21 protein-coding genes are annotated in these 25,480 nt (G+C 69.6%); 10 read left to right on the top strand and 11 right to left on the bottom strand.

The window, feature by feature from the left end; translation table 11 throughout:
- Positions 1 to 239 precede the first annotated feature (239 nt).
- Positions 240 to 1,784 carry a non-reducing end alpha-L-arabinofuranosidase family hydrolase gene (locus MED01_RS13675; protein ID WP_238668946.1) on the top strand — a complete coding sequence of 515 codons (1,545 nt, stop codon included), beginning with the start codon at positions 240 to 242 and terminating at the stop codon, positions 1,782 to 1,784.
- A 93-nt stretch (positions 1,785 to 1,877) separates the two neighbouring features.
- Here the strand turns inward: MED01_RS13675 and MED01_RS13680 are convergent, their stop codons facing one another.
- Both MED01_RS13680 and MED01_RS13685 read right to left on the bottom strand, forming a co-directional pair.
- The gene (locus MED01_RS13680) at positions 1,878 to 2,477 is read right to left on the bottom strand and encodes a class I SAM-dependent methyltransferase (protein ID WP_238668947.1); all 600 of its coding nucleotides are present in this window, start codon (positions 2,475 to 2,477) and stop codon (positions 1,878 to 1,880) included.
- A 110-nt stretch (positions 2,478 to 2,587) separates the two neighbouring features.
- Entirely contained in the window at positions 2,588 to 4,075 is a 1,488-nt protein-coding gene (locus tag MED01_RS13685) for an MFS transporter (protein WP_238668948.1), read from the bottom strand.
- Between the two features lie 302 nt (positions 4,076 to 4,377).
- Between MED01_RS13685 and MED01_RS13690 the strand changes: the two genes are divergently transcribed.
- Complete coding sequence (locus MED01_RS13690) at positions 4,378 to 5,133, top strand: SDR family NAD(P)-dependent oxidoreductase (RefSeq protein ID WP_238668949.1); 756 nt, start codon at positions 4,378 to 4,380, stop codon at positions 5,131 to 5,133.
- Positions 5,134 to 5,211: 78 nt separating this feature from the next.
- On the opposite strand, the gene MED01_RS13695 is transcribed toward MED01_RS13690, so the two are convergent.
- Positions 5,212 to 8,442, bottom strand: a complete 3,231-nt coding sequence (locus MED01_RS13695; RefSeq protein WP_238668950.1) for a S8 family peptidase — start codon at positions 8,440 to 8,442, stop codon at positions 5,212 to 5,214.
- Positions 8,443 to 8,623: 181 nt separating this feature from the next.
- Here MED01_RS13695 and MED01_RS13700 point away from each other — a divergent pair, with 181 nt between their 5' ends.
- From MED01_RS13700 to MED01_RS13710, 3 genes are all read left to right on the top strand, one after another.
- Positions 8,624 to 9,124: a sigma-70 family RNA polymerase sigma factor gene (locus MED01_RS13700; RefSeq protein WP_091396991.1), complete on the top strand. Its 501-nt coding sequence runs from the start codon at positions 8,624 to 8,626 to the stop codon at positions 9,122 to 9,124.
- Positions 9,117 to 9,806 carry an RICIN domain-containing protein gene (locus MED01_RS13705; RefSeq protein WP_238668951.1) on the top strand — a complete coding sequence of 230 codons (690 nt, stop codon included), beginning with the start codon at positions 9,117 to 9,119 and terminating at the stop codon, positions 9,804 to 9,806. The genes MED01_RS13700 and MED01_RS13705 overlap by 8 nt, the downstream gene beginning before the upstream one ends.
- Before the next feature lie 228 nt (positions 9,807 to 10,034).
- The gene (locus MED01_RS13710; RefSeq protein ID WP_238668952.1) at positions 10,035 to 11,684 is read left to right on the top strand and encodes a glucuronyl esterase domain-containing protein; all 1,650 of its coding nucleotides are present in this window, start codon (positions 10,035 to 10,037) and stop codon (positions 11,682 to 11,684) included.
- 70 nt (positions 11,685 to 11,754) lie between these two features.
- Here the strand turns inward: MED01_RS13710 and MED01_RS13715 are convergent, their stop codons facing one another.
- On the bottom strand, positions 11,755 to 12,417 hold the full coding sequence (locus MED01_RS13715) for a type 1 periplasmic-binding domain-containing protein (protein WP_238668953.1): 663 nt from the start codon (positions 12,415 to 12,417) through the stop codon (positions 11,755 to 11,757).
- Positions 12,418 to 12,757: 340 nt separating this feature from the next.
- Between MED01_RS13715 and MED01_RS13720 the strand changes: the two genes are divergently transcribed.
- The 3 genes from MED01_RS13720 to MED01_RS13730 all read left to right on the top strand — a co-directional run bounded on the left by MED01_RS13720 (position 12,758) and on the right by MED01_RS13730 (position 17,091).
- Complete coding sequence (locus MED01_RS13720; protein WP_238668954.1) at positions 12,758 to 13,816, top strand: HupE/UreJ family protein; 1,059 nt, start codon at positions 12,758 to 12,760, stop codon at positions 13,814 to 13,816.
- A 144-nt stretch (positions 13,817 to 13,960) separates the two neighbouring features.
- The gene (locus MED01_RS13725) at positions 13,961 to 15,934 is read left to right on the top strand and encodes a purple acid phosphatase family protein (RefSeq protein WP_238668955.1); all 1,974 of its coding nucleotides are present in this window, start codon (positions 13,961 to 13,963) and stop codon (positions 15,932 to 15,934) included.
- A gap of 89 nt (positions 15,935 to 16,023) precedes the next feature.
- Positions 16,024 to 17,091, top strand: coding sequence for a WxL protein peptidoglycan domain-containing protein (locus tag MED01_RS13730; RefSeq protein ID WP_238668956.1), 1,068 nt, complete (start codon positions 16,024 to 16,026; stop codon positions 17,089 to 17,091).
- A 12-nt stretch (positions 17,092 to 17,103) separates the two neighbouring features.
- On the opposite strand, the gene MED01_RS13735 is transcribed toward MED01_RS13730, so the two are convergent.
- Positions 17,104 to 17,799 (bottom strand): YoaK family protein, encoded by a 696-nt coding sequence (locus MED01_RS13735; protein ID WP_238668957.1) that lies wholly within the window; start codon positions 17,797 to 17,799, stop codon positions 17,104 to 17,106.
- Positions 17,800 to 18,036: 237 nt separating this feature from the next.
- On the opposite strand from MED01_RS13735, the gene MED01_RS13740 reads away from it, so the two are divergent.
- On the top strand, positions 18,037 to 19,008 hold the full coding sequence (locus tag MED01_RS13740; RefSeq protein WP_238668958.1) for an NADP-dependent oxidoreductase: 972 nt from the start codon (positions 18,037 to 18,039) through the stop codon (positions 19,006 to 19,008).
- A 4-nt stretch (positions 19,009 to 19,012) separates the two neighbouring features.
- On the opposite strand, the gene MED01_RS13745 is transcribed toward MED01_RS13740, so the two are convergent.
- From MED01_RS13745 to MED01_RS13770, 6 genes are all read right to left on the bottom strand, one after another.
- Positions 19,013 to 19,603: an HAD family hydrolase gene (locus MED01_RS13745; protein WP_238668959.1), complete on the bottom strand. Its 591-nt coding sequence runs from the start codon at positions 19,601 to 19,603 to the stop codon at positions 19,013 to 19,015.
- A gap of 16 nt (positions 19,604 to 19,619) precedes the next feature.
- Complete coding sequence (locus tag MED01_RS13750; RefSeq protein ID WP_238668960.1) at positions 19,620 to 20,876, bottom strand: RNA polymerase sigma factor; 1,257 nt, start codon at positions 20,874 to 20,876, stop codon at positions 19,620 to 19,622.
- A gap of 2 nt (positions 20,877 to 20,878) precedes the next feature.
- Positions 20,879 to 21,226: a YciI family protein gene (locus MED01_RS13755; RefSeq protein ID WP_238668966.1), complete on the bottom strand. Its 348-nt coding sequence runs from the start codon at positions 21,224 to 21,226 to the stop codon at positions 20,879 to 20,881.
- Positions 21,227 to 21,346: 120 nt separating this feature from the next.
- The gene (locus MED01_RS13760) at positions 21,347 to 22,681 is read right to left on the bottom strand and encodes a low temperature requirement protein A (RefSeq protein ID WP_238668961.1); all 1,335 of its coding nucleotides are present in this window, start codon (positions 22,679 to 22,681) and stop codon (positions 21,347 to 21,349) included.
- Between the two features lie 23 nt (positions 22,682 to 22,704).
- Positions 22,705 to 23,763 carry a tryptophan--tRNA ligase gene (gene trpS / locus MED01_RS13765; RefSeq protein WP_238668962.1) on the bottom strand — a complete coding sequence of 353 codons (1,059 nt, stop codon included), beginning with the start codon at positions 23,761 to 23,763 and terminating at the stop codon, positions 22,705 to 22,707.
- Positions 23,764 to 24,033: 270 nt separating this feature from the next.
- Positions 24,034 to 24,504 (bottom strand): PRC-barrel domain-containing protein, encoded by a 471-nt coding sequence (locus tag MED01_RS13770; protein ID WP_238668963.1) that lies wholly within the window; start codon positions 24,502 to 24,504, stop codon positions 24,034 to 24,036.
- Between the two features lie 149 nt (positions 24,505 to 24,653).
- Here MED01_RS13770 and MED01_RS13775 point away from each other — a divergent pair, with 149 nt between their 5' ends.
- Complete coding sequence (locus MED01_RS13775) at positions 24,654 to 24,908, top strand: SCO4848 family membrane protein (RefSeq protein WP_196920212.1); 255 nt, start codon at positions 24,654 to 24,656, stop codon at positions 24,906 to 24,908.
- Positions 24,909 to 25,480: the final 572 nt, after the last annotated feature.

Raw genomic sequence — 25,480 nt, forward strand, 5'->3', positions numbered from 1 at the left:
TGTTCCCAGCGCATTACGTCTTGACGAACGGCATGTTATCGCTCACAGTCGATGCCTAAGGACGACGAGACCTCGGCTTTCCGGGCAAGCCCTGCTTCGTCGATCTCGAATCAGGCGTGCGCCACAGCTCGCCGGCGTCTTGTTAACGCTAACTATCTGACGTCTGCGCGCTCGGCCACGCGTCGCGGTACGCCCATCCTCGGGCAGGCCGTTCGGCTCTTGGTCACTGGAGGAGGATCATGTCTGCCCTCGATAGGTCTCCATCGATCGCAACGCCGTCACGGCGGCGACGGTGGTGGTTGCCCCGCATCCTCGCCGCCAGCGCTGCGGCGTTGATGGTCGGTGGTGCCGCCGTAACTGTGGTGTCGTCACCCGCCGCCGCGGCGACGGTCGACACGAACGCGTGGTACGTGTTGGTCAACCGCAACAGCGGCAAGGCCCTGGACGTCTACAACCTGGCCACGAATGACGGTGCCCGGATCACCCAGTGGGCCCGCAACAACGGCAACCAGCAACAGTGGCAGTTCGTCGACTCCGGTGGTGGCTACTACCGGGTGAAGTCGCGGCTGTCCGGCAAGGTGCTGGACGTCTCGGGCTTCTCGACCGCCAACGGTGGCAGCATCGTGCAGTGGAGTGATCTCAACGGCACCAACCAGCAGTTCCGGCTGGCCGACTCGGACAGCGGCTACGTCCGGTTGATCAACCGGAACAGCAACAAGGTGATGGAGGTGCAGGGCGCCTCGACCGCCGACGGCGGAAACATCGTGCAGTACGACGACTGGAACGGCGCGAACCAGCAGTGGCAGTTCGTCCGCGTCGGCGGTGGGACCGACCCCACCACGCCGCCGCCGACCACCCCGCCGCCGGGCGGCACGTGTGACCTGCCCTCGACGTACCGGTGGTCCTCCACCGGGGTGTTGGCGAACCCGAAGTCGGGTTGGGTGTCGCTGAAGGACTTCACGGTCGCCCCGTACAACGGCCAGCAGCTGGTCTACGCCACCACGCACGACTTCGGTAGCAGCTGGGGCTCGATGAACTTCAGCCTCTTCTCGAACTACTCACAGATGGCCTCGGCCACCCAGAACACGATGAACTCCGGGACTGTCGCGCCGTCGCTGTTCTACTTCGCGCCGAAGAACATCTGGGTGCTCACCTACCAGTGGGGTGGCACGGCGTTCTCCTACCGGACCTCGACCAACCCCACCAACGCGAACGGTTGGTCCGCGGCGCAGCCGCTGTTCACCGGGAGCATCACCGGCTCCGGTACCGGTCCGATCGATCAGACGATCATCGGTGACGGTACGAACATGTACCTCTTCTTCGCCGGCGACAACGGCAAGATCTACCGGGCCAGCATGCCGATCGGGAACTTCCCGGGCAACTTCGGCAGTAGCTACACGACCATCATGAGCGACACCACCAACAACCTGTTCGAGGCCGTTCAGGTCTACAAGCTGCAGGGTCTGAACAAGTACCTCATGATCGTCGAGGCGATCGGCTCGACGGGCCGCTACTTCCGTTCGTTCACGGCGACCAGCCTGAACGGTTCGTGGACGCCGCAGGCCGCGTCCCAGAGCAACCCGTTCGCGGGCAAGGTCAACAGCGGTGCGACCTGGACCAACGACATCAGCCACGGTGAGCTGCTGCGCACCAACGCCGACCAGACGATGACCGTCGACGCCTGCAACCTGCAACTGCTCTACCAGGGTCGTTCCCCCAGCTCCGACGGCGTCGACTACGGCCTGCTGCCGTACCGGCCGGGCCTGCTGACCCTGCAACGCTGACCGATTTGAACAAGCTCGACTGACCCGGAACGGGCGGGCTCGGCGTCACGCCGAGCCCGCCCGGCTCATGTCAACGCTGCGACAGGCCCAGGCTCACCGGATCAGCGTGCCGGTGACACAGGTCAGCACCTGGCCCTGACCACGGGTGGCGCTCGACGTGGACGTGGCGAAACCGTGGGTTTCGAGCAGTAGTTCGGTCGCGGCGAGGTTCGCGGTGGCGTGCGCTTCGGTAGGGCGCTCGCCAACGACGTAGAGCCGTCCTCCCGGCGCCAGCAGGCTGCGCACCCGAGCGATCTGCTGCGCCGCGTCGCCCAACCAGAAGAGGCTGACGTTCACCGCGAAGATCTTGGTGAAGTGGTCGGTAGGCAGGTCGGCAGACTCGAACCCTGCTCGCCGGATCTCGGCCCTGCCGGCATCGATGTGGCTCAGGTTCCGTTCGGTAGCGAGCCGCACCATCGTCGCGGCACGGTCGATGGCGACGATTCGACCGGTGGTGAGTTGGTCGGCGACCAGGGAGACGGCGGCTCCCCGACCGCAGCCGATCTCCAGCACCTGGTCGTCGGGCGCGACAGCCATAATCTGCACCGCCCAGCGCTGCCGGTGGGCGGGCGTCACCCGGATCGATTCGTTTGCCGCCGGCGTCGCGTCACCGCTGGACGAACCCGGATCGCGGGTCGAAAGGGTGGACCTCACGACGTCACTCGCCGGTGCCTTCTCTGCTCACATCACTGATTCCACCCTCTCGGCGGAGTCAGTGCACCGTGTCCTCGGTCACCGGACCGGATCGACACGTGCGACAGCTGTCAGTGCACGGGCACCGGGCTGACGTCCCCGAGGGCGTCCGTCGGGGCCGGGACGTGCTTCGGGGCGTCGGCGTTCACCATGGCCACGGAGACGAGGGCCGCCGCGAGCACGAAGCCGACGGCGACCCAGTACGCGACCGAGTAGCCGTGCATCAGAGCCTCGTTCCGCTGCTGGGCCTGCGCCGCCGGGCCACCGTGTGAAACCAGGTAGGTGGCTGCCGAGTTGGTCGCGATGGTGTTCAGCAGGGCGGTGCCGATCGACCCGCCGACCTGCTGCGATGAGCTGATCATCGCGGAGGCGACACCGGCGTCCTTGGGCTCGACGCCGTGGGTGGAGATGCTCATCGCGGGCATGAAGGCGGTGCCGATGCCGAGCCCGATCACGGCTTCGGCGAACGCGATCTCCAGGAAGCCACTGTCCGCGTCGAGCACTGCCAGCAGCACCAGACCCACCGCTGTGACGAGATACCCACTGACCATGATCGGCCGGGGGGCGATCCGGTGCGCGAGTCGAGCGCCGATCTGCGTGGCCCCGATCGCCTGCGGCACTGCCATCGGCATGAACGCCAGACCGGCCAGCACCGGCGACCATCCCTTGACCTGCTGGAAGTAGTAACTGAGCAGGAGGAACATCCCGAACATGCTGACGATCGCAAGTCCAACCGAGAGGTACGCGGCGGCCCGGTTGCGTTCGGTCAGGACGCGCAGTGGCAACAGCGGGGACTTGACCCGCGCCTGCACCACGACGAAGGTCGCCAGCAGCAGCACCCCGGCGGTGAACGACCCGATGGTCACCCCGGCCGACCATCCGTGGCTCTCGGCGACACCGAACCCGTAGACCAGGCCGACGAGTCCGGAGCTGGCCAGCAGCACGCCGGGCAGGTCGAGTCGGGCGCGGTGCCGCTCGCCGTCGTCGTGGACGGTGCGACTGGCGCCCAGTATCCCGATGACCGCGATCGGCACGAGGACGAACATCGCGAAGCGCCAGTTCAGGTACTGGGTGAGCAGCCCTCCCACGATCAGGCCGACAGCGCCGCCGGCGATCGAGACCGCGCTGAACACGCCGAACGCCTTCGCGCGTTCCCTCGGTTGGGTGAAGGACAGGGACAGCAACGAGAGCGCGGCCGGCGCGAGCAGAGCCGCGAACACACCCTGGAGTGCTCGGGCGAGCAGCAGCATCGCGGCGTTGACGGCCAGGCCGCCGATGGCCGAGGCGATCGCGAAGCCGGCCAGCGCGATCAGGAAGGTGCGCTTGCGCCCGACCATGTCGCCGATCCGGCCGCCGACAAGCAGCAGACCGCCGAAGGCCAGACCGTACGCGGTCACCACCCACTGCCTGCTTCCGTCGGTGAAGTGCAGCGCCTGTTGCGCCGAGGGGAGCGCGATGTTCATGACCGCCCCGTCGAGCACCACCATCAGTTGAGCGATGGAGATGAACAACAGAGCCTTCCACCGCTGGGACTCCGGGGCGGCGCGACCTGTGGGCATGAGTGATCCTTAAGAGAGTTTTGTGAGGATTCGAGCGACTCGCCCAACGTTAACCACGTTGTGGAACGGTCGCCAAAGAATGTGCCGGCGATTACAGGGCCGCCGCGAGGTGACTCACCGGTCCTTACGGCCGGATTTGTCGGCTAGAGCCGACAAATCGGGAGGAAACAGGGCCGGCAGAGGCGTCACCTGTGAGTGCCGTTACTTTGTCGAACGTTCCAGAAAAGGCTAGCGTTCCGTCTCACGAAGAGCCCCACGGGCCCCCCGTGGCGGCTCACCAGTCGAAGTGGATGTGAGACGAGATGTCTGGACGGTTGGAAGCAAAGGTGCTGATCGTGACCGGTGGCACGCAGGGCATGGGCCTGGCGTTCGCCCAGCGGGCGGCCACGGAAGGGGCCCGCGTCGTCATCGGCGCCCGGGACAAGGACCGGGGCGAGGAGGTCGCCGCGCGGATCAGGAACGCGGGCGGCAGCGCCCTCTTCGTGCCCACCGACGTGACTGTCGAAGAGGACATGGCGCGGCTCGTCGACGCCGCCGTGACGGAGTACGGGCGGCTGGACGGCGCGTTCAACAACGCCGGCGGTGGCCCGATGGCCAGCGTGCGCGAGACCGACAGCGACAACTGGCACCGGTCGCTCGCCCTCAACCTGACAAGCGTCTTCTACGGCCTCAAGTACGAGCTGCCGGCGATCATCGCCTCCGGCGGTGGCGCGGTCGTCAACAACGCCTCGGTCTCCGGCGTGAAGGGCGACGGGACCCAGGCCGCCTACAACGCGGCGAAGCACGGGGTCATCGGTCTGACGCGCTCGGCGGCTCTGGACGTGGCGCGCTCCGGTGTGCGGGTCAACGCCCTGGTCACCGGTCTGATCGACACCCCGCTCTGGCAGGGCGTGGTCAGCCAGGCCCCGGAGATCGCCGAGCGCCACCTGTCGGCGCAGCCGACCGGACGAGCCGGCACCTCCGACGAGGTCGCCGCGCTCACCGCGTTCCTGCTCAGCGACGAGGCCACCTTCATCAGCGGCGCGTCCATCGCCATCGACGGCGCCCTCACCGCCTGAGGCGTCGAGGCACCGAGGCACCGAGGTCCGGTCCGGGGTGGCGGCTCCAGCAGCCGCCACCCCGGACCGGGCAATGCGTCAGGCGATCCGGTAGGCCCGCTGGATCGTCTGCGTGACGGTGTTGCCGGCGGTGTCGGTGGCGGTCAGTCGCAGCGAGACGAATCCGGCCCGTCGCGGATGACTGATCAGCGCGACGTTCCGGATCACCGGCAAGGCGACCCACGTCCGGCCGTCGTCGAACGACGCGGACACGGCGAGCATCCGGTTGGGTGCGGCCTTCGAGCCGGCCTGCCGATCCAGCGCCACCGGGATCTTCATGACCCGGCCGGCCCGTGCCGTGTTGCTGTCGTCGAGCACTGGCGTCGCGCGAGCCGTGGTCAGAGGCACCCGCTCCGGCGACGTGGTGTGCGCCGAGGTGAAGGTCCAGGCCACCGAGACCGACGTCGACAGGGTGTCCGGTGCGCTGCGGGTGGCCGTCGCCTCCAGCCGGTAGGTGGCCTTCCCGGCGGGCACCGCGAACTCGGCCCACGGGCTGTCCGAGGTGCCGATCTCCTTACCGTCGCGCAGCAGCCGGAACCGCACCGGCTGGTCGTCACGGCTCGCGGGGCGACCGGTCGCGTCGCCGAACAGGGGCACCGACGCGATCGAGATGGTGTCGCCGTCGCGGCCCGCGTACCCCAGGGGTGACAGGGTCGGCGCCTGGGTCACGGAGGGCCCGAAGGGGGCCGCGTTCCAGGTCTGGGTGTACGTACGCCCCGACCTGAAGGTCGAATCCTGCGTCGTGAGGTTGTCCCCCTCGACGAACGTGGACGTCCAGACGATGCCGCCGTCGGTGTTGTAGTACTCGGTGCCCTTGAACGGCAGGTCGACAGGCGTGTTCGACCCGATCGGGCCCGCGCCTCCGGGCGCCGACGCGCGGTGGAACCGGGTGGCCGTCGCCGTCGTGGACTGGCTGCGGTAGGTCGTCCTGACCGTGGCGAGGTTCTTCGGTGACAGCTTCCTGGTCAGGCCGGTGAACATGTCGCCATTGGCGACGTACGCCAGGTCGTAGGTGTAGGGGCTGTTCCGGAAGGTGCCGTCCCTGCCCGGTCGGGCGAGCCCGACGCCCAGCGTCGCGGTGAACTCGGGTGCCGCGACGGCGGGCCCGAGTCGGCCGAAGAAGACGTCGGTGAAGGAGACTCCGCTGAGCTGGACGCCCGGGTAGCGCATGCCGTCGTCCCAGTTGGCGCTCACGTTGATCGAGATCGGCGCGGCGTCGCGCTGCGGCACTGTCACCGCGACAGGCTTGGCGTTGCGGGCGTCGACAGCCTCGGTGACCGGGCCGCGTACGTCGAGGACCGGCTGCGCGAGCAGGGTCGACACGCCACCCTCGTGGATGGTGCTGTACAACGCGTACCGCCCCTTGGGCAGCCGCAGGACGCCGCCGCCCGGTGTGGTGGGGAGGGTGCTGAACTCGCCGGTGGCCAGGTTCGCCGCCACTGTCGTGTACTCGGTGGCCGGCTTGCCGTCGCGTCCGGTGTGGTTGAGCCGCACGCCGTAGCTCTCGATCTCACGGTTCAGCACGAATGGCGTCCGTACCCGCAGGTCGCCGGGGGCGGTAGCGGTCAGCGCGCCCTGGTAGACGCCGTCCGGGGCGTCCACCCTGGTGTCCACCGTGATCGTCGCCTCGGCGCGGCCACCGGCCGGCACCACAAGCGTGGCCGGGCTGACGGTGAGCATGCCGGCCGGGGCCGGAGCGATGGCCAGCGTCAGTGTGACCGGCACGGTCCCCGTGTTGCGGTAGCCGACGACCTGGGTGATCGGGCTGTCGTCGGCGTGCGGCCAACGCTGCACCGGAAAGTCGATGGCGGCGACGTCGGCGGCGACCGGCTGGGCGACAGCGCGGGCGATGTCCACCCGGCCGGCGCCCTGCTCGTAGATGGTGTCCTCGCCGGTCGGCTTTGCCGAGTCCATCAGGGCGGCCTTGAGCTGCGGGCCGGTCCAGTCCGGATGCTGCCCGGCGAGAATCGCTGCGGTGCCGGCCACGTGCGGGGTCGCCATCGACGTACCCGACATGGTGGCGTAGTCGCCGCCGGGGGCGGCGGCCACGATGTCGACGCCCGGCGCGCTGATCTCGGGCTTGATGTGGTTGTCGCCGACGCGCGGACCCCGGCTGGAGAAGTAGGCCCGCTGGTCGTCGGCGTCCACGGCGGCGACGGCGAGAGCGTCGTCGGCGGAGGCCGGCGAGGAGACCGACTTCGGCTTCCCCTCGTTACCGGCCGCGACAACGAAGAGGGTGCCGTACCGGTGGCTCAGCTCCTGGACCGCGGTCTCCAGCGGGTCGAGGCCGGGTGCGTCGTCGCCGCCCACGCTCAGGTTGACAACCCGGGTCTGCGGCGCGAGCCACTGCATGCCGGTGATGATGTCCGAGTCCTGGCACTCGGTGGTGGCGCAGACCTTGCCGACGAGCAGCTTCGCCCCCGGTGCCACACCGCGGTACCTGCCTTCGGAGGCGGCGCCGCTGCCGACGATCGTCGACGCCACGTGGGTGCCGTGGCCGACCGAGTCGGCGGGGTCGTTGCCGCCGGTGAAGTCCCGGACCTCGGCGAGGTGGCCGGCGAAGTCGGGGTGGCTGGCGTCGATCCCGGTGTCCAGCACTCCGACGGTGACGCCGGTGCCGTCGAAACCGGCCTGCCACGCCGCCGGGGCACCGATCTGCGGCACGCTGCGATCGAGGGAGACAGTGCGCTTACCGTCCAGCCAGATGTGGGTGACCCCCGCGGTGAGGGTGCGCGCGGACGGCGTACCTCGGGTGAGTGACGTCCAGAGGGTCACCCGGTCGTCCCGGTCCGCCCGGACCGCGAGCGCGTGCGCGGCCGGGAGGTCGGCCCGCACCCGCCCGGCACCCCCGGTGGTCGCGGTCCGTGCCCGCGCCGCCATGTTCTCGGGGTACGCGACCAGCAGCGGCAGTTCGGCTGCCCGGTCGTCGTAGCCGAACTTGCCGAGCGTGCTGAGGTCGAACAGGCGTCGATCGAGCCGTCCGTCCCGCACCAGCGGCATCGCGTCCACCGGGATGACGTACTGGTGACCGTCCTCCCGGCTGCTCACGAACCGCATTCCGGCCCGACCCGGCCCGCGCTGGATCTGTGGTCGTCCCGCCGCGTCCAGCGAAACCCGGTCACCGGTGATCAGGGTGAATGTTCCGTGGGTGCCAGGGGCCGTGGGCGTCGGCGTTTCCTGCGCGTTCGCCGGTTGGGCGATCAGGCCCGCCGCAACCAGCGCTGTCGCGAGTACGCCGGCTGTCAGGGCGCGTCGTTGCCGTCGTCGCACATCGTCCTCTCCGCCACGGGCGTCTCCCGGGTCGGCACGATGACGCCCGGCCGGGTCGTCAGGTTGATCACAGTGATGTGACAGAGGCCACAATCGCGCCCCGCGCCGACGTGACCGGTCCACCCTGGCGAGTTCCATGCGGCGGTGACCAGGGGACGAGGCATGGGAGGGCACCGGTCGGATGCGTGACGCCGAAGAGTTCGACGCCCTCTACGCGGCCTGTGCGGGTCGGGTCGTGGGTCACGTGTACGCGCTCACCGGCAACCGCGCCGAGGCGGAGGACGCCGTCGCCGAGGCGTTCATGCGGGCCTGGCAGCGATGGGCGACGGTGCGGGAGACGGACAGTCCGGAGGCGTGGGTCCGTCGGGTGGCCTCCCGGATCGCTGTGAGCAGCTGGCGCAAGGCGTTCAACCGGGTACGCGCGCACCGCCGGGCAGCGGTCGACCAGGGCGTGCCCGGGCTGAACGAGGACCACGTCGCGCTGTTGCAGGCGCTGCAACGGCTGAGCGCCAACGAGCGGCGGGCTGTCGTGCTGCACCATCTCAACGACCTCAGCGTCGCGGAGGTGGCAGCCGAGATGCAGGCCCCCGTCGGAACCGTGAAGACGTACCTCGCCCGTGGTCGGAGAGCGATGGCCGGGTTGCTGACCGATGCGCACCAGGAGGAGACCTCCCATGGCTGATCCGCGCGACGATCTCACCGCGATCGTGGACGAGGTCCGGCGAGTCACCACGCTGCCGGGGGCACAGGCGTTGCGGCACCGCAGCGACAGGCGTCGGCGGCGTCGGGCGGCCGTCGGTGCAGTTGGACTGGCCGTGGTGGCCCTCGCCGCCGGCACCGCTGTGGTGCAGGTGCGCGACACCGTCGAGACGCCTGGCGGCGGTCCGGCCTCCCAGGCCGCACCGCCAGTGGTCCCTTCCGCGACCGCTTCGGCGGGACCGCAGGAGATCCTCGGCGGACGGCGGCAGGTCCAGATCGTGCTGCCCGGCATGCGTGGGGCAGCGTTGGCGATCGACAGCGACGGCGATCAGGTGCGGGCCACCACCGAACAGGGCATCGACGATCGGGCGCTGTGGGTGCTGCGTCCCGAGGGCGACAGGTACCGGATCCTCCTGGCGTCCGGTGCCGACGCGATCTGCCTGACAGTCGTGCACGACGCCGCGCCGGGCAGCGTGCGCGGCCGGGCGTGTGATGCCGCCGCCTCGACGCAGCTCTTCCGGATCGATCAGGTTCCGGACGGCAGCTACTCGATCTTCCAGGGCAAGCGTTACGTCCAGGTGGTCGACGGCACCAACGCGCTGGTCCCCGACCTGCCCGAGGGCCTGACCACCACGTACGAGTTCCTGGACCGCGGGCCGAGGTGAGCGGCCCCGCCAGCGGGCCATGATCGTGCCGTCGGTGCGCGGCGAACCTGATGCCGGCCGTCGAGCCGGATGCTGGCGTCGAAAGGTTTCGATGCGCCAGGGCCGAAACTTTCGGAAAAACATTGACACTTAGCGATGAGCCGACTCAGGCTTGACGTGGCTGGCAATCGTGATCATCGATCTCGCTTCGTCCCTTTCCGTAACCATCACCTCGGAAGGAGACCTCTAGTGACCATCCCCTCGGGCCGTTCCAGAACCCGGTTCCTGGTCGTCGTGCTGGCGCTGGCAGCGCTCACTGTCGCCGGATCGGTATCGGTAGTGACACGAACGACCAATGCTCAAGCCGCAGCAGGCACGCTGGCCGCGGCAGTGGAGGACGAGGGCGTCGACTGCGCCGTGTCCGGTCTGCCTGACCTGGGCTCGCTGCCCACCAACGCCAAGCTTCCCGATCCCTTCAAGAAGCTGAACGGGACGACCATCACCACCAGGTCCGACTGGCGCTGCCGGCGGGCGGAGATCAAGGAGCTTGCCGAGAAGTTCGTCTTCGGCGAGAAGCCCGCCAAACCCGCGACGGTCACCGGGACGGTGTCCAACAGCACCGTCACTGTCAACGTGGCACACAACGGTAGGAGCAGCAGCTTCTCGGCGCGGGTCGACCTGCCGAGCGGCACCGGTCCCTTCCCGGCCGTCGTGGTGGTCGGCGGGTTCGGCGCCGACACGGCCACCATCAAGGCCGCCGGCGCTGCCGTGATCAGCTACGACCCATTGGCAGTTGGCCGCGAGGGCACTCCCCGGAACAACAAGCAGGGCGCGTTCTACAGCATCTACGGCGCATCGAGCAGCACCGGGCTGCTCGCCGCCTGGGGGTGGGGCGTCAGCCGGATCATCGACGTCATCGAGCAGTCCGACGGCAGGATCCTCAAGGCGGACGCGATGGGCGTCACCGGTTGCTCCCGTTATGGCAAGGGTGCCTTCGCGATCGGTGTGTTCGACCAGCGCATCGCCCTGACCATGCCGATCGAGTCGGGCAGCGCTGGCGTCCCCATCTTCCGGGGTATCCCGGGTGAGGGCGCGCAGAGCCTGAGCAGCGCGTACGGAGAGCAACCCTGGCTGGGTGACGCGTTCGGCTCCTTCACCAGCAGTCCGAACCGGCTCCCGGTGGACACCCACGAGATGGTCGCCATGGTGGCGCCGCGCGGACTGTTCATCATGGACAACCCGCACATCGCCAACCTCGGCCCCCGGTCGGCGAGTGTCGCGGCCCTCGGCGGTGCCGAGGTCTACAAGGCGCTCGGCGCCGGTGACAACATCACCTACTGGTCCGACGTGCAGGACGGCAGCCACTGCGCCAACCGCCCCGAGTGGCGTACCCCGTTGCAGAACAACATCCGCAAGTTCCTGCTGAAGACGGGCAACGAGCCGGGTGTGATCCGGATTTCCAGCAAGGCGCTCGGCCGGCTGGCCGACTGGCGGGACTGGCCGACCCCGGTCCTGGCTGACGGCCCGACCACCCCGCCGCCGACCACGCCGCCGCCGACCACGCCGCCGCCGACCACGCCGCCCCCGACCACGCCGCCGCCGACCGGTGGTGGCTGTGCGGCGACGGTGTCGGTCAACCAGTGGACTGGCGGTTTCGTCGCCACGGTGCGGGTGAGCGCCGGCACCGCGCCAGTGAACGGTTGGACGGTCACCATGACTCTGCCGTCGGGTGCCAGCATCACCAGCATCTGGAGCGCCAACCGGAGCGGCAGCACCGGGACCGTTCAGTTCACCAATGTCGACTACAACGGCTCCATCGCGGCCGGGCAGTCGACCGAGTTCGGTTACCAGGGCAACGGCACCGGTGCGGGGATGACTCCCACCTGTTCGACAGGGTGACCCGCAGGCCCGGTGCGGAGGTGCGCAGCCTCCGCACCGGGCCGCGCGGCCGTGCGGCGGAGCCCGAGCGTCAGAGCCAGACCACGAGCCCGGTCAGATCGTTGAGGACCGCGGCGACGCCCGCCCGGATGGCCGCCGCGCACCGGTCCGCTGTGAACGAGTTCGGGTCGTACGTCGAGGACATCCCGAGCCCTTCGCCACGGAACGACGCGCCGTCCCAGTCGACAGCTGTGACGTTGTGGGTGGGCTCGGCGAGTTCTGCGCCGACCACGAGGAACTTCTCGTCCAGGTGGTTCGGGGTGACCAGCGCGAGCCCGTCGATGAGGTCGTTGCCCGCGCTGACGATGAGGTCCGGGCCCATCTCCATCGCCTTGGCGATGCTGGGAACGGCGTCGTGCGCATTGCCGACGACGATGGTCCTCAGATCGACGTGCTCGTCGTCGGCCCACTCCTTCACCGCCGTCACGAGGGCCTTGGTCGGGTTGTCCGCACCGCTGGTCAGCAGGACGACCCGGTAGTCCTTCGGCGGGTGGACGTCGGCCCACGAGCCGGGCTGCGGGGTGATGGTCGCCTCCGGCGCGGGCTTCGTCGAGGGGTCGACGAACCCGCTGCCGAGAGTGCCGATGGCGCTGGGCGCCGGACGTGGCTCGGACCAGTCGTCGCTGGAGTTGCAGGCGGTGACCAGCGCGGCGGTCGCGGCCAGCATGGCAACGGCCCGAAGCGGGGGGCGCAAGGTGATCGTCCTCCGGGTGGTGGCGGAAAGTGCACGTACTTCTTCGTATTCCTATCTCAATTCCGGTCACCGGTAATCGGTGGGCGGTCGTTCGGGGAAGTTGTTCTCCGGCGGTTCGTCGGTGCGCGGGTTGGTGTTCACCCACGACATGCAACGTGCACTGGCCAACCGAGGGAGTCGAATGTCAGGCCGCATCCGTCGTACCGTTATCGTCGCCGCTGTCGGGTTCGCCGCAGCGGTTGTTCCGTTTCTGGGCACCTCACCGGCGTCCGCGCACGGCTTCTCGTCGACTGTGTACGCGAAAATTGCAGCGGGAGATGAGGGTCACATTCGGACCGGCGTGGAGCTCGAATACGACCTCCTCGTCGTCTCCGCCGCGGATGCCGGCGACGACGACCCGCTCTTCCGGGCGGGAACCGCCGCGTTCGAGGCGGGCGACACCGCCGCCCAGGCCGCCGCACTGAAGGGTCACGCGTCGGCGGTTCTCCGGTACGTCTCCGACCGGTTCGCGGTGAGTTCCCGGGGTGCGGCCTGCCTGCCGACGCAGGTGGGTGACGCGACGATCGGTGAGCGCGAGGGCGTGCCGTACGCGAACCTGCTGCTCGACTGGACCTGCCCGGAGCGGGTCGACGAGCACGTGGTGCGCAGTGGCCTCTTTCCCGATGGCGAGGGCTACGTCAAGGGCACGAAGACGATCGTCACCTACGAGATCGACGGCCGTTCGGGCAGTGCGGCGCTGGACGCCGCCAACACGTCCTTCTCGACCGCACAGGCCTGGTACGAGCGGTTCGGCGAGTTCTTCCTCCTGGGTGCCGAGCATCTGCTGACCGGGATCGACCACATCCTGTTCCTGCTGGCGCTCATCGCCGGGTCTCGGCGGCTTCGGGAGATCGTGCTCGCGGCCACCAGCTTCACACTGGCGCACTCGGTGACGTTCCTGCTCGCCGCGCTCGGCCTGGTCGAGGTGCCGGGGGCGATCGTGGAGCCGATCATCGCGTTGTCGATCGCCGTCGTCGCCGGTTGGCACCTGTGGGGCATCTGGCGGCGCGGTGAGCACGCGACCGACCTGGAGACGGCCGGGCGCGGCCACTTCGGCCTGGATCAGGCCGGCTGGATCCGCCTCGGCGTGGTGTTCTGCTTCGGCCTCGTGCACGGCCTCGGATTCGCGGGCGCGTTGGGTATCGACGAGGCGTGGTCGTGGACCCTGCTGTGGTCGTTGCTGGTGTTCAACGTCGGCATCGAGGTCGTTCAGTTGACGATTATCGCTCTCGTCTTTCCGCTGCTGTTCGTGCTGCGCCGTCGTGCGCCGAAAGCCGGCCTCTGGGCGACCGGGGCCGTTTCTGCGGGGGTGTCCATTATGGGGTTGATCTGGTTTGTGCAGCGCATTTCTGGATCATGAGCAGGGCTAAGTAGTTCGTGAAGTGCAGTCTTTCGCAAGATCACGTTCATGATCGGTTCATCGGGCGACGAAACCGTGGAACTGCTTCCCCAGCGTCGGGTGAAGGCACAATCCATTTCTCTATTTGAAAAGGGAACAATGTCGATGACATTGAGCACCTCGACACGGGCCTCCGCGCTCGTGCGGCGGCGCCTGGTCGCCGGGGTCGCAGCCGGTTTCCTCGGAATGGGCGCGGCCCTCGGCAGTGGCCTGATGGCCACCGCGAGCGCGGCCGAGTCCACCACGATCACCGGTGTGGTCCTCGGCGTCGGCGCCAACGAGACCCAGCGCATCGTGAGCTGGTACTCCTCCGCCGACACCGCGCAGAAGATCCAGCTCGCCCCGACCGCCGAGATCGTCAACGGCGAGTTCCCGGCCGGCGCGGTCAGCTTCGACGCCGTCGGTGCCGCGAACACCTCGACCACCGGCTTCAACCGGCACGCCACGATCAGCAACCTGCGTGAGAAGACGGCGTACTCGTACCGGGTCGGCGCCGAGGGCAGCTGGTCCCCGGCGTACGCCTTCAAGACGCAGGACTTCGAGGGCGACTACGACTTCCTGTTCTTCGGCGACCCGCAGATCGGCTCCTCCGGGGACCGGCTGAAGGACCAGGCCGGCTGGGAGGACACCCTGAAGGTCGCCACCGCGGCCAACCCGAACGCCGAGCTGCTCGTCTCCGCCGGCGACCACGTCGAGAGCGCCAACGACGAGGGTCAGTGGACCTCGTTCCTGGCCCCCGAGCAGCTGCGTCAGATTCCCCTCGTCGCGACCATCGGCAACCACGACGTCGGCGGCAAGTCCTACGAGCAGCACCACTTCACCCCGAACACCGACCGTTCGTCCCAGTACTACAACGGGGACCAGGCGACCCGGTCCGGCGGCGACTACTGGTTCATCCACAAGGATGTGCTGTTCATCGACCTGAACAGCAACAGCTACGTCAACCCGGCGGACGGCTCGGCCGGCGGCGACGCGGCGCACGTCGCGTACGTCACCGACGTCATCAACAAGCACGGCTCCGAGGCCAAGTGGAAGGTGCTGGTCTACCACCACTCCATCTACTCGCCGGCCAGCCACGCGACCGACACCGACAACAAGCAGCGGCGGGAAGACTTCACCACCGCGTTCTCCAACCTCGGCGTCGACATGGTCCTGCAGGGCCACGACCACAGCTACACCCGCAGCTACTCCATCAAGAACGGCCAGAAGGAGAACCCGGCCGAGCAGCCGGGTGCTGCCGACGTGTTCCCCGGCCCGGGCGGCGTCATCTACGTGACAGCCAACTCGGCCTCCGGCTCGAAGTACTACGACATCAAGAAGCCGGACACCACCGGCACCGGCATCCGTGGCAACGGCCCGGACCCGCTGGACCCGAACAAGTACTGGTACAACTCCGTGCAGAACCAGGAGCACGTGCGCAGCTACGTCAAGGTGCAGGTTCGCGGCGACAAGCTGGTTCTCGCGAACGTTCGCAGCGGCACCTGCGCCGCGCCGAACGCGGCCGTCGAGAAGGGCCTCTCCTGCGTCAACACCCCTGACGGTCAGCCGGTCGGCTCGATCGTCGACAACGTGACGGTGCACCCGTTCCACGGTGACGGCCAGGCCATCCAGGTCAACGTGCCGAACCCGGCTCCGGGCGAGTTCGGCTGGACGATCGACGGCTACAACGGCCTCGTCGACCTGGGTACCGCGCAGGAGCGCAACGGCACCTACTTCCAGGCCAACGGCAAGATCAACCCGATCCTCGTGTCCGACAGCCGCCGGTCGCTCGCCCCGTGGTCGATCTCGGCCAACGTCGGCGACTTCTCCGACGCCGACAAGAAGTTCTCCGGCTCCTACCTCGGTTGGAACCCGTACGTGCTCGACGCCGGCGCGGGCGCCGAGGCCGGCGCCCCGGTCCTGTCGTCCCTCGACGACCAGGGCAAGGGCCTCTCAGTCTCCAGCGCGCTCGCCGCAGCCGCGCAGGGTCACCCGCGTGGTGGCGCCAAGCTCGGCGCTGACCTGGACCTGAAGATCCCGGACAGCATCGCGAAGGGCAGCTACCGCACCACCCTCACGATCACTGCCTTGAGCAGCTGACCGGACTGTTCCATTCGGCGGGGTAGGCACCTTCGGGGCCTACCCCGCCACCGGTTCACCCACTACCAAGATCACCACAAGGACTTGAGATGCAACCGTCCGTAACGCGCTGGAAGACAGCCCTTCGTACCACCGCACTGTCCCTGCTCGCCGTCGTCGCGGCCGTCGGTGTCGGCGCCGGCCCCGCCCTGGCGGCGGACGGTAACGTCGCCTGGACGGTCCGGACGGCCTCCAACGGCTACGGCGAGGCCCGGTCCAGCTACAGCTACAACGTCAACCCGGGCGGCGCCGTCGAGGACGCCATGGTGGTGGCCAACCGCGGCCCGGCACCGCTGACCCTCTCCGTGTACGCGGCCGACGGCTTCACCACCGACGCCGGCCAGCTCGACCTGCTCACCAAGGACAAGAAGTCGATCGCGATCGGCGCCTGGGTGAAGCCGAACGCCGGCAGCGTGGTGATCCAGCCCGGAAAGACCGCCCAGGTCCCCTTCGCCGTCAACGTTCCGGAGAACGCCACGCCCGGGGATTACGTCGGTGGCATCCTCACCACGCTGACGCAGGCCGACCAGGCTGAGGGGATCAACGTCGACCGGCGCCTCGGTATCCGGATCAAGTTGCGGGTGGGCGGTGAGCTGAAGCCCAACCTCGCGATCGAGAACCTCCACGTCACGTACGCCGGGCCGACCAACCCGTTCAGCAAGGGTGACGCCACCATCACCTACAAGGTCCACAACGTCGGCAACGCGGCTCTGTCCGGCAAGCAGGCGGTCACCGTCTCGGGCCCGTTCGGCCTGCTGCGGGTGCGGGCCGAGGACGTCGCCGCGCCGCCGGAACTGCTTCCGGGTGAGAGCTGGGACGTGACGGTGCCCGTACACGGGGTGGCTCCCACCATCTCGCTGGCCGCGACGGCGACAGTGACACCCCTGCTCACCGACGCCTCGGGCTCCACCACCTCGCTCAAGCCGGTCGAGGTCACCGCGCACGGCTGGGCCCTGCCCTGGATGCTGGTGCTGGTGCTCGTCGTGCTGATCGCCGTGCTCGTCGGGGGGTACCTGTACCGACGCCGCAACCGGGCGCAGAGCAAGGCGCGCGAGGACGCCCGCGTACGCGACGCCGTCGAGCAGGCGCTTCGGGGCCCGGAGCCGCAGACCTCCTGACCGCGGCTCCGCTCACCTCGGCTGGCTTTGGCCGGCGGCGGTTCCCACCCGCTGGGTCAGGCCGATCGCGAGCGCGATCACGGCTATCACCAGCACCGCCGCCGGCACGGATGCCCAGGTCGGGGCCGTACGCAGCACCACGGTGCCGAGCACGGCGCCGACCACCAGCCCCGCCAGCCGGCCGACGCCACCCACGTCGGCGAACCGGTGCGGGTCGACGACGCGACGCCTGACCAACTCGGTCAGCGAGCCGGTCAGGTAGGTGGTCGACGCACCCCGTACGCCAGCGGCCACGGTGATCACGCTCTGGATGCCGCTCGACACGGCCGCCATCGCCAGCAGCACGAGCCCGAAGCCGTACCCGGGACGTGCCGAGCAGGCGAACCAGCCCACAGTGAAGCCGAGCAGCAGCACCGCCTCGGCCGACGTCACCACAGCGGTACGGCGGTTCCAACCCGGCGGGGTGTGGCGCAACGGCACGGTGGCAGCGGCCACGCCCGCCGCGTACCCGCCAACCGCCACCACCGCCCCGGCGAGCGACCTGGTGTCGGCGGTGGCGAGCGCGTGGCCGAAGTGCACGAGGTTGCCGGTGATCACGCTGGCGAAGTAGCCGTTGAGCTTGGTCAGACAGATCACGTCGAGGCAGCCGGAGGCCGTGGCGAGTGCCACCAGGAGCCAGGCCGTGGCCCGCGTCGACGGAGCGTGCACGATGCCCCTTCCGTCGGTCCTGCGGCCAGCGCGACGCGCCCGGCCTCAACGTCGAACGCGCCGGCGCTCGCGCCCGGCGGGTACGCGGCCATTCCCGTGCCCACCCCGGTTACGCCCGGCCGGGCCCACCAGACGCGGGCGTTCGTCCTTGTGGGTGAACGACGCTCGGCCCCGGGCCACGCCCGTTCCCGAGCCGGCATGCTGCGACGGTGACGCCGGCACGGAGAGGGAATCCACATGGTTGACGGGGATGTGCCAGAGCGGATGCAGGCCGCGGCCTTCGACGAGTTCGGCGGGCCGGAGGTGATCACCCTGCGGAAGCTGCCGATCCCGCAGGTCGCCGACGACGAAGTGTTGATCAAGGTCTTGAGCGCCGGCGTCGGGGTGTGGGACGCGTACGAGCGTGAGGGTGTGCTGGTGCCGGAGGGCTCGGCGCTCCCGATCGTGCCCGGCTCCGACGGTGCCGGAACGGTCATCGCCGCCGGCAGCAAGGTGACCGGTCTGGTGGTGGGTGACCTGGTCTACGTCTCCGCCACCACCCGTCCGAAGGGTGGCTTCTACGCCGAGTACGCGTCGGTCAAGGCGGAGTACGCGGCGAAGATGCCCGACGGTGTGCCCGCCGAGCACGCCGGAGCCATGCCCACCGATGCGCTGACCGCGCTGGCCGGACTCGACGCGATCAGCCTGTCGGCCGGCGACTGGCTGCTGATCTTCGGTGCGAGCGGCGGTCAGGGGCACCTGGCCGTGCAGTTGGCGAAGCGGCAGGGGCTGAACGTGATCGCCGTGGCGTCCGGGGCGGACGGCGTCGCGCTGGTGACCAGGCTCGGCGCCGACGTGTCCCTCGACGGCCACGGCGACATGACCGACGTGCTGACCCGGATCCGGGACGCCGCGCCGGGCGGGGTGAACGCCATCCTGGCGATGGCCGGCGGCGCGACGCTGGACCGGCTCACCGAGGCGCTGGCCGACGGCGGTGTGGTCGCGTTCGCCCACGGGGTGCGGCCGGAGCCGCAGGAGCGGCCGGGCGTCATGGTCCGGGCGTACGACGGCGAATCGAGCCCTCGACAGTTGCAGCGCCTCAACGAACTCATCGAGGCCGGACCGTTCGTCGTGCACGTCGCGGAGAAGTTCCCGCTGGGCAAGGTGCGGGACGCGCACCAGCGCCTACAGACGTCCTACGCCGGCAAGCTCCTGCTGACTGTCGCCTGAGACGTCAGGGCGTGCGCTGCTGCGGCACGCGTACCGAAGCCATGCCGGCCGCCGTCGCGGCCTGGATGCCCAGGTCGGTGTCCTCGAAGACCAGGCAGGACTCCGGGGGTACGCCGAGCTGCTCCGCAGCGAGCAGGAACGCCTGCGGGTCGGGCTTGGCCCGGGTGTAGTCGTCGGCGCAGACCAGCACGTCGAACCGGTCCAGCAGGCCGAGCGCCTCCAGGGAGGCGGTGACCGACGCGCGGGTGCTGCCCGAGACGACGGCGAACGGGACCCGTCGGTGTGCGTCGTGGATGTGCGCCAGCACCTCGGGCACGGCGGCGAGCTGCGGCAGCAACTCCTGGTAATAGATCTCCCGGCGCTCGACGACGGCCGCCACCGGCATGGCAAGACCCTGCTGCTCGTTCAGCGCGACGATGATGTCGGCGGTGGGCCGTCCACCCCACGCGTAGAAGAGGTCCTCGGGGAACTCGCAGTCCCACTCCGCCAGGGCCCGCTGCCAGGCCAGGTAGTGCAGCGGCATCGAGTCGACGATGGTGCCGTCGCAGTCGAACAGGTACGCGGCGAACGGTCCGGGAGGCAGCGGCAGACTCACCCGGGAAGGGTACAGCTCACTCGCTGGTGACGGCTCTCAGCTGGCTGAGCAGGTACGCGCGCTCCGGTTCGGTGCCGACCAGCGTCAACGCGCTGCGGTACGCGGCAGCGGCCTCGTCGTACCGGCCGAGCCGGCGCAGCAGGTCGGCCCGCGCCGCCGGATAGGGGTGGTAGCCGCGCAGCCGGGGCTCGTCGGCCAACTCGTCGAGTAGCGCGAGCCCCGCCGCCGGCCCGTCCCGCATGGCCACCGCGGCGGCCCGGTTGAGCGCCACGATCGGTGAGGGCACCAGACCGAGCAGCACGTCGTAGAGTGCCACCACCTGCGGCCAGTCGGTGCTGGCCACGTCGGCGGCCTCGTCGTGGAGCGCGGCGATGGCGGCCTGCACGCCGTACGGGCCGGGCGCTCGGCCGGTCAGCGCGACCACCACCAGCCCGCGCCCCTCCTCGATCATCTGACGGTCCCAGCGTTTCCGATCCTGGTCGTCGAGAAGGATCATGGCGCCGTCCGGCCCGGTACGCGCGTCCCGCCGGGCGTGGACCAGCAGCATCAGACCGAGCAGCCCGGCGACCTCCCGCTCTGCCGGCAGCAGCCGGCGCAGGATCCGGCCGAGCCGGATGGCCTCCTCGGCCAGGTCGATCCGTTGCAGATCCGGGCCGGAGCTGGCCGCATACCCCTCGGTGAAGACCGAGTAGACGGCCTGGAGCACAGTGGGTAGACGACCGGGCAGCTCGTCGGGTCCCGGCACCCGGAACGGGATACGCGCGTCGCGGATCCTCCGTTTGGCGCGGACGAGTCGTTGGGCCATGGTGGCGGGCGGCACCAGAAAGGCCCGCGCGACCTCGGTGGTGGTGAGGCCGGCCAGGAACCGCAGGGTGAGCGCGCCGCGATCCTGCGCCGCCAGCGCCGGGTGCGCACAGGTGAAGAAGAGCGCCAACCGGTCGTCGGGCAGGTCGCGGTCCGCGTCGGCGGGTGGCGCGTGATCGGCCCGCTCGGCCTCCGCCTGCAGTACGGCGAGCCGGATCGCCAGCACCCGGTCCCGCCGAAGCCGGTCCACGGCCCGACGCCGAGCCGTGGTGAGCAGCCAGGCGCCCGGCCGGCTCGGGACGCCGTCGGCCGGCCAGTGCGTCAGCGCCGCCTCGATGGCCTCGGAGGTGACCTCCTCGGCCAGGTCGAGGTCGCCGAAGCGGCGCACGAGCGAGGCGAGCAGCCGACCGCGTTCCTCCCGAAACACCGCCTCCACCGACGACCCGACGGCTGCCCCCTCGCCCTGCACTGTCAGACCTGCGCGTCGATCTCGAAGATCGGACGGACCTGAACCGATCCGGTAGCGACGGCTCCGGGACTGCGGGCCGCCCACTCCAGCGCGGCGTCGAGGTCCGGCACGTCGATGACGTCGTACCCGCCGAGCAGCTCACGGGTCTCGGCGAACGGCCCGTCGGTGATGGTGCGCTCGCCGTCCGGGTTGACCTGCACCGTGGTGCAGGTGGTCAGGTCCTGCAAGGGATGTCCGGAGACCCAGACTCCGGCGTCCTTCATCTCCCGGTCGTAGCGGATCCAGTCCTCGAAGCTGCACCCGTTGTCGACGACCTCCCCGTCAACCATTGGGCTCATGAACAGCAGCATGTACTTCACGTTTCGGCTCCTCTCGGTGCGGCGGGTCGCCGTACAGCATGACGACGAACGCGGGTCGGTGATATCGACACGGCGTGGCAGATCTTTTTGGCCGGGCCGTGTCGGCTGTGCTCAGGAGAGGCGCGGTTGCGCCGGGTCGGGTCGTTCGGCGCGTCCGTCCAGCCGTCGTTCGAACCAGGTCACTCCGACCAGAAGGGCGGTCAGCACTGTGAGCGCCGCCAGTGGCGGCACGGATCTGCCGATGGGCAGCACCGCCAGCGGCAGCAGCCCGGCGACGATCTGCGTCGGATACACCGCGCCAACCGTCAGCCTGCGGAAGACCAACCTGCTGAGCAGGTAGAGGGCGGCACCGCCGTAGAGCGCGGTAGCGGCCTCCCAGCCCAGCCGGCCCGGGTGCGCGGACTCCTCGGTGAGCTGGGCGATCACCTCCTCGATGCCGAGCGCGACGTAGATGGCGCCGATGATCAGGGTGGAGTGGGCGAGGCCGTACGCGTCGCCGGCCACGCGGGCCCGTCGCTCACCCGGCACGTTGCTGACCGCCTCGCGGGCGGCGGACGCCAGCCGATCGAAGTAGAGCCACCACAGGCAGACCGTGCAGGTGAGGCCGAGCAGTGCGGCCACCAGGGCGGAGCCGACAGGTGCCATCGCCCTCGGACCTGCGCCGGCAGAGATCAGGGACTCACCCAGCGCGATGATGAGCACCAGGCCGAACCGCTCGCTGAAGTGGTCCACGCTGCGCAACTGCCACGGCCGGAAGGTGGACGCGATCCGGGCGCCGCCGATGTTCAGCAGAAACGCGACAGTCCAGAGCGCCGTCTGGGCTGCACCGCCGAGCAGGGCACCGATGATCAGCGGGACCCAGCCCAGCACCACCGGCACGGCGAAGAACCGCAGCGTCGACCGCAGCGGAGGGTTCGTCACGCTCGCCCAGAACAAGATCACGAGCTGCACGGCCCGGCCGACCACGTAGGCCAGGGCGAGAGTCAACGGCGCATCGAACAGTTGCGCACTCTGCTGCCAGGCGTCCGGCAACACCAGCGCGGCCACGAAGATCGCCGCCATCGCGACCAGGGTGACCGCGCGGACCGGGCCGACATCCGGCCGGACCAGGTTTCCGACCCAGATGTACGGCGACCAGGAGTACAGCAGGAGGAGCAGGAGGAGCAGCCCCTGCGCCAGGGTGACCGCGCTCGGCGACCCCGCCATGAACGTGATGACCCTGGTGAGTGCGAAGACGAAGACCAGATCGAAGAAGATCTCGAACATCGTGGTCCGGTGCGTCACCCCCGCCGGAACCGGGTGAATGCCGAGATTCCTCCCCATTCTCGCATTCTGCGTCATCTCGGCCGGCGGTGTGCCGCCGAACATCAGGTCCCGCAGCGCTCGCACCGTGCCGGCGACCGTGCCGTCGAGCTGGCCGGGCCAGCCACGGGCCACGCTGATCACGCCGCCGGCCGGACGGCCCGGCCTCAGGTCGAGGCGTCCGTCCGGCGGCGGCTCCGCTCAGCCCGCCGCCGCACCTGCTGGTACGCGCCGGTCAGCCCCATCGCCCCGCGTACCTCGAGCACCGTCTGACGTACCTCCTGGCGGGTCCGCTCCGTACCCTCGACGATCAGTCGGTCGACCAGGCCCCGGTCGGCTTCGATCTCGGCCCGGCGCTGCCGGATCGGCGCCAGGAACCCCTCCAGCGCGACGATCAGCCGTTCCTTGACCTCCACGTCACCCACCCGCCCGGCCCGGTACCGCCGGGCCAGGTCGGCCACCTCGTCGCGGTCCGGATTGAAGACCTCGTGGTACGCGAAGACCGGGTTGCCTTCCACAGTGCCCGGCACGTCGGCCCGCACCCGGTTCGGGTCGGTGTACATGCCGAGCACCTTGCGACGCACCGTCCGCGCGTCGTCGGAGAGCGCTATCGAGTTGCCCCTGCTCTTGCTCATCTTGGCGGCGCCGTCGGTCCCCACCAGGCTGGGTGTGTCCGCCGGGATCAACTCCGGCACCGGGAAGACGGGGCCGTACAGGTGGTTGAACCGCCGGGCTATCTCCCTGGTCACCTCGACGTGTGCGGCGTTGTCCCGGCCGACCGGAACCACCTCCCCCTTGACGCAGAGGATGTCCGCGGCCTGGAGCACCGGATAACCCAGCAGCCCGTACGTCATCTCCTCCTTGCCGGCGTCGCGGGCCATGTCCTTGAGCGAGGGCACCCGTTCCAGCCGGGGGACGGTCACCAGGTTCTGGAGGAGGGTGTTGAGGTCGCCGACCTCGGGGATGGCCGACTGGAGGTAGAAGGTGGCCCGGTCCGGGTCGACGCCGGCGGCGAGGATGTCGGTCACCATCTCGCGGGCGTTGCCGGAAACCTGGTCGATGTCCTCCCGGCGGTTGCGGGTGGTGAGCATGTGCAGGTCGGCGATGATGAAGAAGCTCTCGTAGCTCCGGTGCAGCCGTACCCGGTTGGCGATGCTGCCGACGTAGTGGCCGAGGTGCAGGCGGCCGGTGGGCCGGTCGCCGGTGAGCATTCGTGCGACGGACATGGTGGTGCCTCTCGTCTGGAGAAGGTGGGTCACGCGTGGGCGCGCGGCGAGCAGGGCTGACTCAGCCCTGCTCGGTCAGCGGGATCGACTCAGCGAGTCGCCCGCCATCGCGCGCCGGCGCGAAACCGCAGACCACCGGCACGGAGGACGTTCAGAAGTTGCTCACGGCCATCGTCGGAGCTGCTCGGGATCTCGGGCACGGCACCGAGGAGGCGGCCGTCGACCAGGTCGACCGCCTCGGATGCGCAGCTGCCCGTCCGAACCACTGCCTCAGATTACCCGCGGGATGGCGCCGGGAGGGGGCAGGTAGCTGTCGGCGTAGTAGGCCCCGACGCGCTCCCGGTACTCCTGGTCGGCAGCAACCGGATCGAACGGTGGCGCGTCCTTGATCTGCTGGCGGGTCCGGTCGACGTGCACGACGCGTTCCTGGTGATCCACCCGGTCGACCGTCCCGGCCGGCAGCAGCACCTTCTGGCCGAAGATCCACGGCCCGGTGTCCACCACCAGGTGCCCGGCGTCCGCCTCATCGCTCGTCTCGTCGATGGTGCCGATGCGCCCGTCGCTCGCCTGCACCTGATAACCCACCAGGTCGACGGGCGTACCCGGGCCGGGGGCATCCGGGCCGTCGTGTCCACCCTCCTGACCCTCCGGAGGGGTGACCGAGGGGGTGGTCTGGGTATAGCCGCCGGCCAGGGCGGACGGATCACGCCAGGCCCAGGGGTTGAAGATCGAGGGTTGCATGGGGCACCTCCAGGGGACGGTCCTCAGCTGTCCCCCTTCGCAGTGCCCACCCCGCTGACGCCGGAAACAAGCTCCTGTCCAGGTGTGGCAGGGCGTTCGATTCCGCGCCGCCGGTCCGGTGAGCAGGTGCGCTGGCATACTCGGCTGCCATGGTGCTGTCGCGAGGGTGGAGTCTCTTCCTGGTCGGAGTCGGCGTCTGGACCTGGGTGATCTGGCCGAGGTTCGCGGTGGCCATCTGGCAGGACCCGCGGTCCTGGGCGTCCGGCACTGTGGCGGACGGCGCGGCCACCAGCTTCCTGTGGGTGCACGCGCTGCTAATCGCCGCGTCCCTGGCAATCGGCACCACAGCGGGCGTCCTCGGCGTCCGGGCCTGGCTCGCCACCCGGCGGCGGCAGCCGTCCTGATCGCCCACGCCGCTGCTGCGGATCAGGCCGGTCGGTACCCCTCCTGCGGGCAGTCTCCGAGCCCTAGTCGTCGGCCAACGGTTCTGACCTGGGGAAACTGTTCGGACGAGCGAATGTGACGCGCGCCGCTACCCGTGGATTTGACGATCAAACCCGCAGACGCGTAACTTTCTCTCTGCCAGCGCGGAACGGGGCAAACGGGACGAAGGTCCTAGAGCACCGAAACGGGATGGCAACCGGGTCAAGCAGGGGTTCGCTCCTGGGAGACGCGGTCCGGGCGGGGCTCGCCGGATCGGCCGCGAGGCGGATTTGGTGCGGCGAAGCCGACCGGGTAAGGTTCACGACCGGCAGGGAACCGGGCGAGACTGCGGGAAACCGCAGCGGCCGGTCTGCTGAATCCGACGACCTGACGCAGCGGTTCGCCGCTGCGTGAGTGCGCCGGCGCTGACCCGTACGAAGCATGACAGACCGGGACACACGGTTTGACACGGCGAAGACGGTGAGGTAACGTAGTAAAAGTGCCCGGCGCGAGAGCGGCAGGGACGCGGTACGGAAAGCCCCGGTTGGGGTTC

The organism is Micromonospora alfalfae, assembly GCF_022230925.1.
GTDB classification, from domain to species: Bacteria; Actinomycetota; Actinomycetes; order Mycobacteriales; family Micromonosporaceae; genus Micromonospora; species Micromonospora alfalfae.

Coding starts and splice junctions, on each gene's coding strand:
- MED01_RS13675 (WP_238668946.1), top strand. CDS start 240: ATGTCTGCCCTCGATAGGTCTCCATCGATCGCAACGCCGTCACGGCGG.
- MED01_RS13730 (WP_238668956.1), top strand. CDS start 16,024: ATGCAACCGTCCGTAACGCGCTGGAAGACAGCCCTTCGTACCACCGCA.
- MED01_RS13700 (WP_091396991.1), top strand. CDS start 8,624: ATGCGTGACGCCGAAGAGTTCGACGCCCTCTACGCGGCCTGTGCGGGT.
- MED01_RS13740 (WP_238668958.1), top strand. CDS start 18,037: ATGGTTGACGGGGATGTGCCAGAGCGGATGCAGGCCGCGGCCTTCGAC.
- MED01_RS13775 (WP_196920212.1), top strand. CDS start 24,654: ATGGTGCTGTCGCGAGGGTGGAGTCTCTTCCTGGTCGGAGTCGGCGTC.
- MED01_RS13685 (WP_238668948.1), bottom strand. CDS start 4,075: ATGCCCACAGGTCGCGCCGCCCCGGAGTCCCAGCGGTGGAAGGCTCTG.
- MED01_RS13705 (WP_238668951.1), top strand. CDS start 9,117: ATGGCTGATCCGCGCGACGATCTCACCGCGATCGTGGACGAGGTCCGG.
- MED01_RS13690 (WP_238668949.1), top strand. CDS start 4,378: ATGTCTGGACGGTTGGAAGCAAAGGTGCTGATCGTGACCGGTGGCACG.
- MED01_RS13725 (WP_238668955.1), top strand. CDS start 13,961: ATGACATTGAGCACCTCGACACGGGCCTCCGCGCTCGTGCGGCGGCGC.
- MED01_RS13755 (WP_238668966.1), bottom strand. CDS start 21,226: ATGCTGCTGTTCATGAGCCCAATGGTTGACGGGGAGGTCGTCGACAAC.
- MED01_RS13770 (WP_238668963.1), bottom strand. CDS start 24,504: ATGCAACCCTCGATCTTCAACCCCTGGGCCTGGCGTGATCCGTCCGCC.
- trpS (WP_238668962.1), bottom strand. CDS start 23,763: ATGTCCGTCGCACGAATGCTCACCGGCGACCGGCCCACCGGCCGCCTG.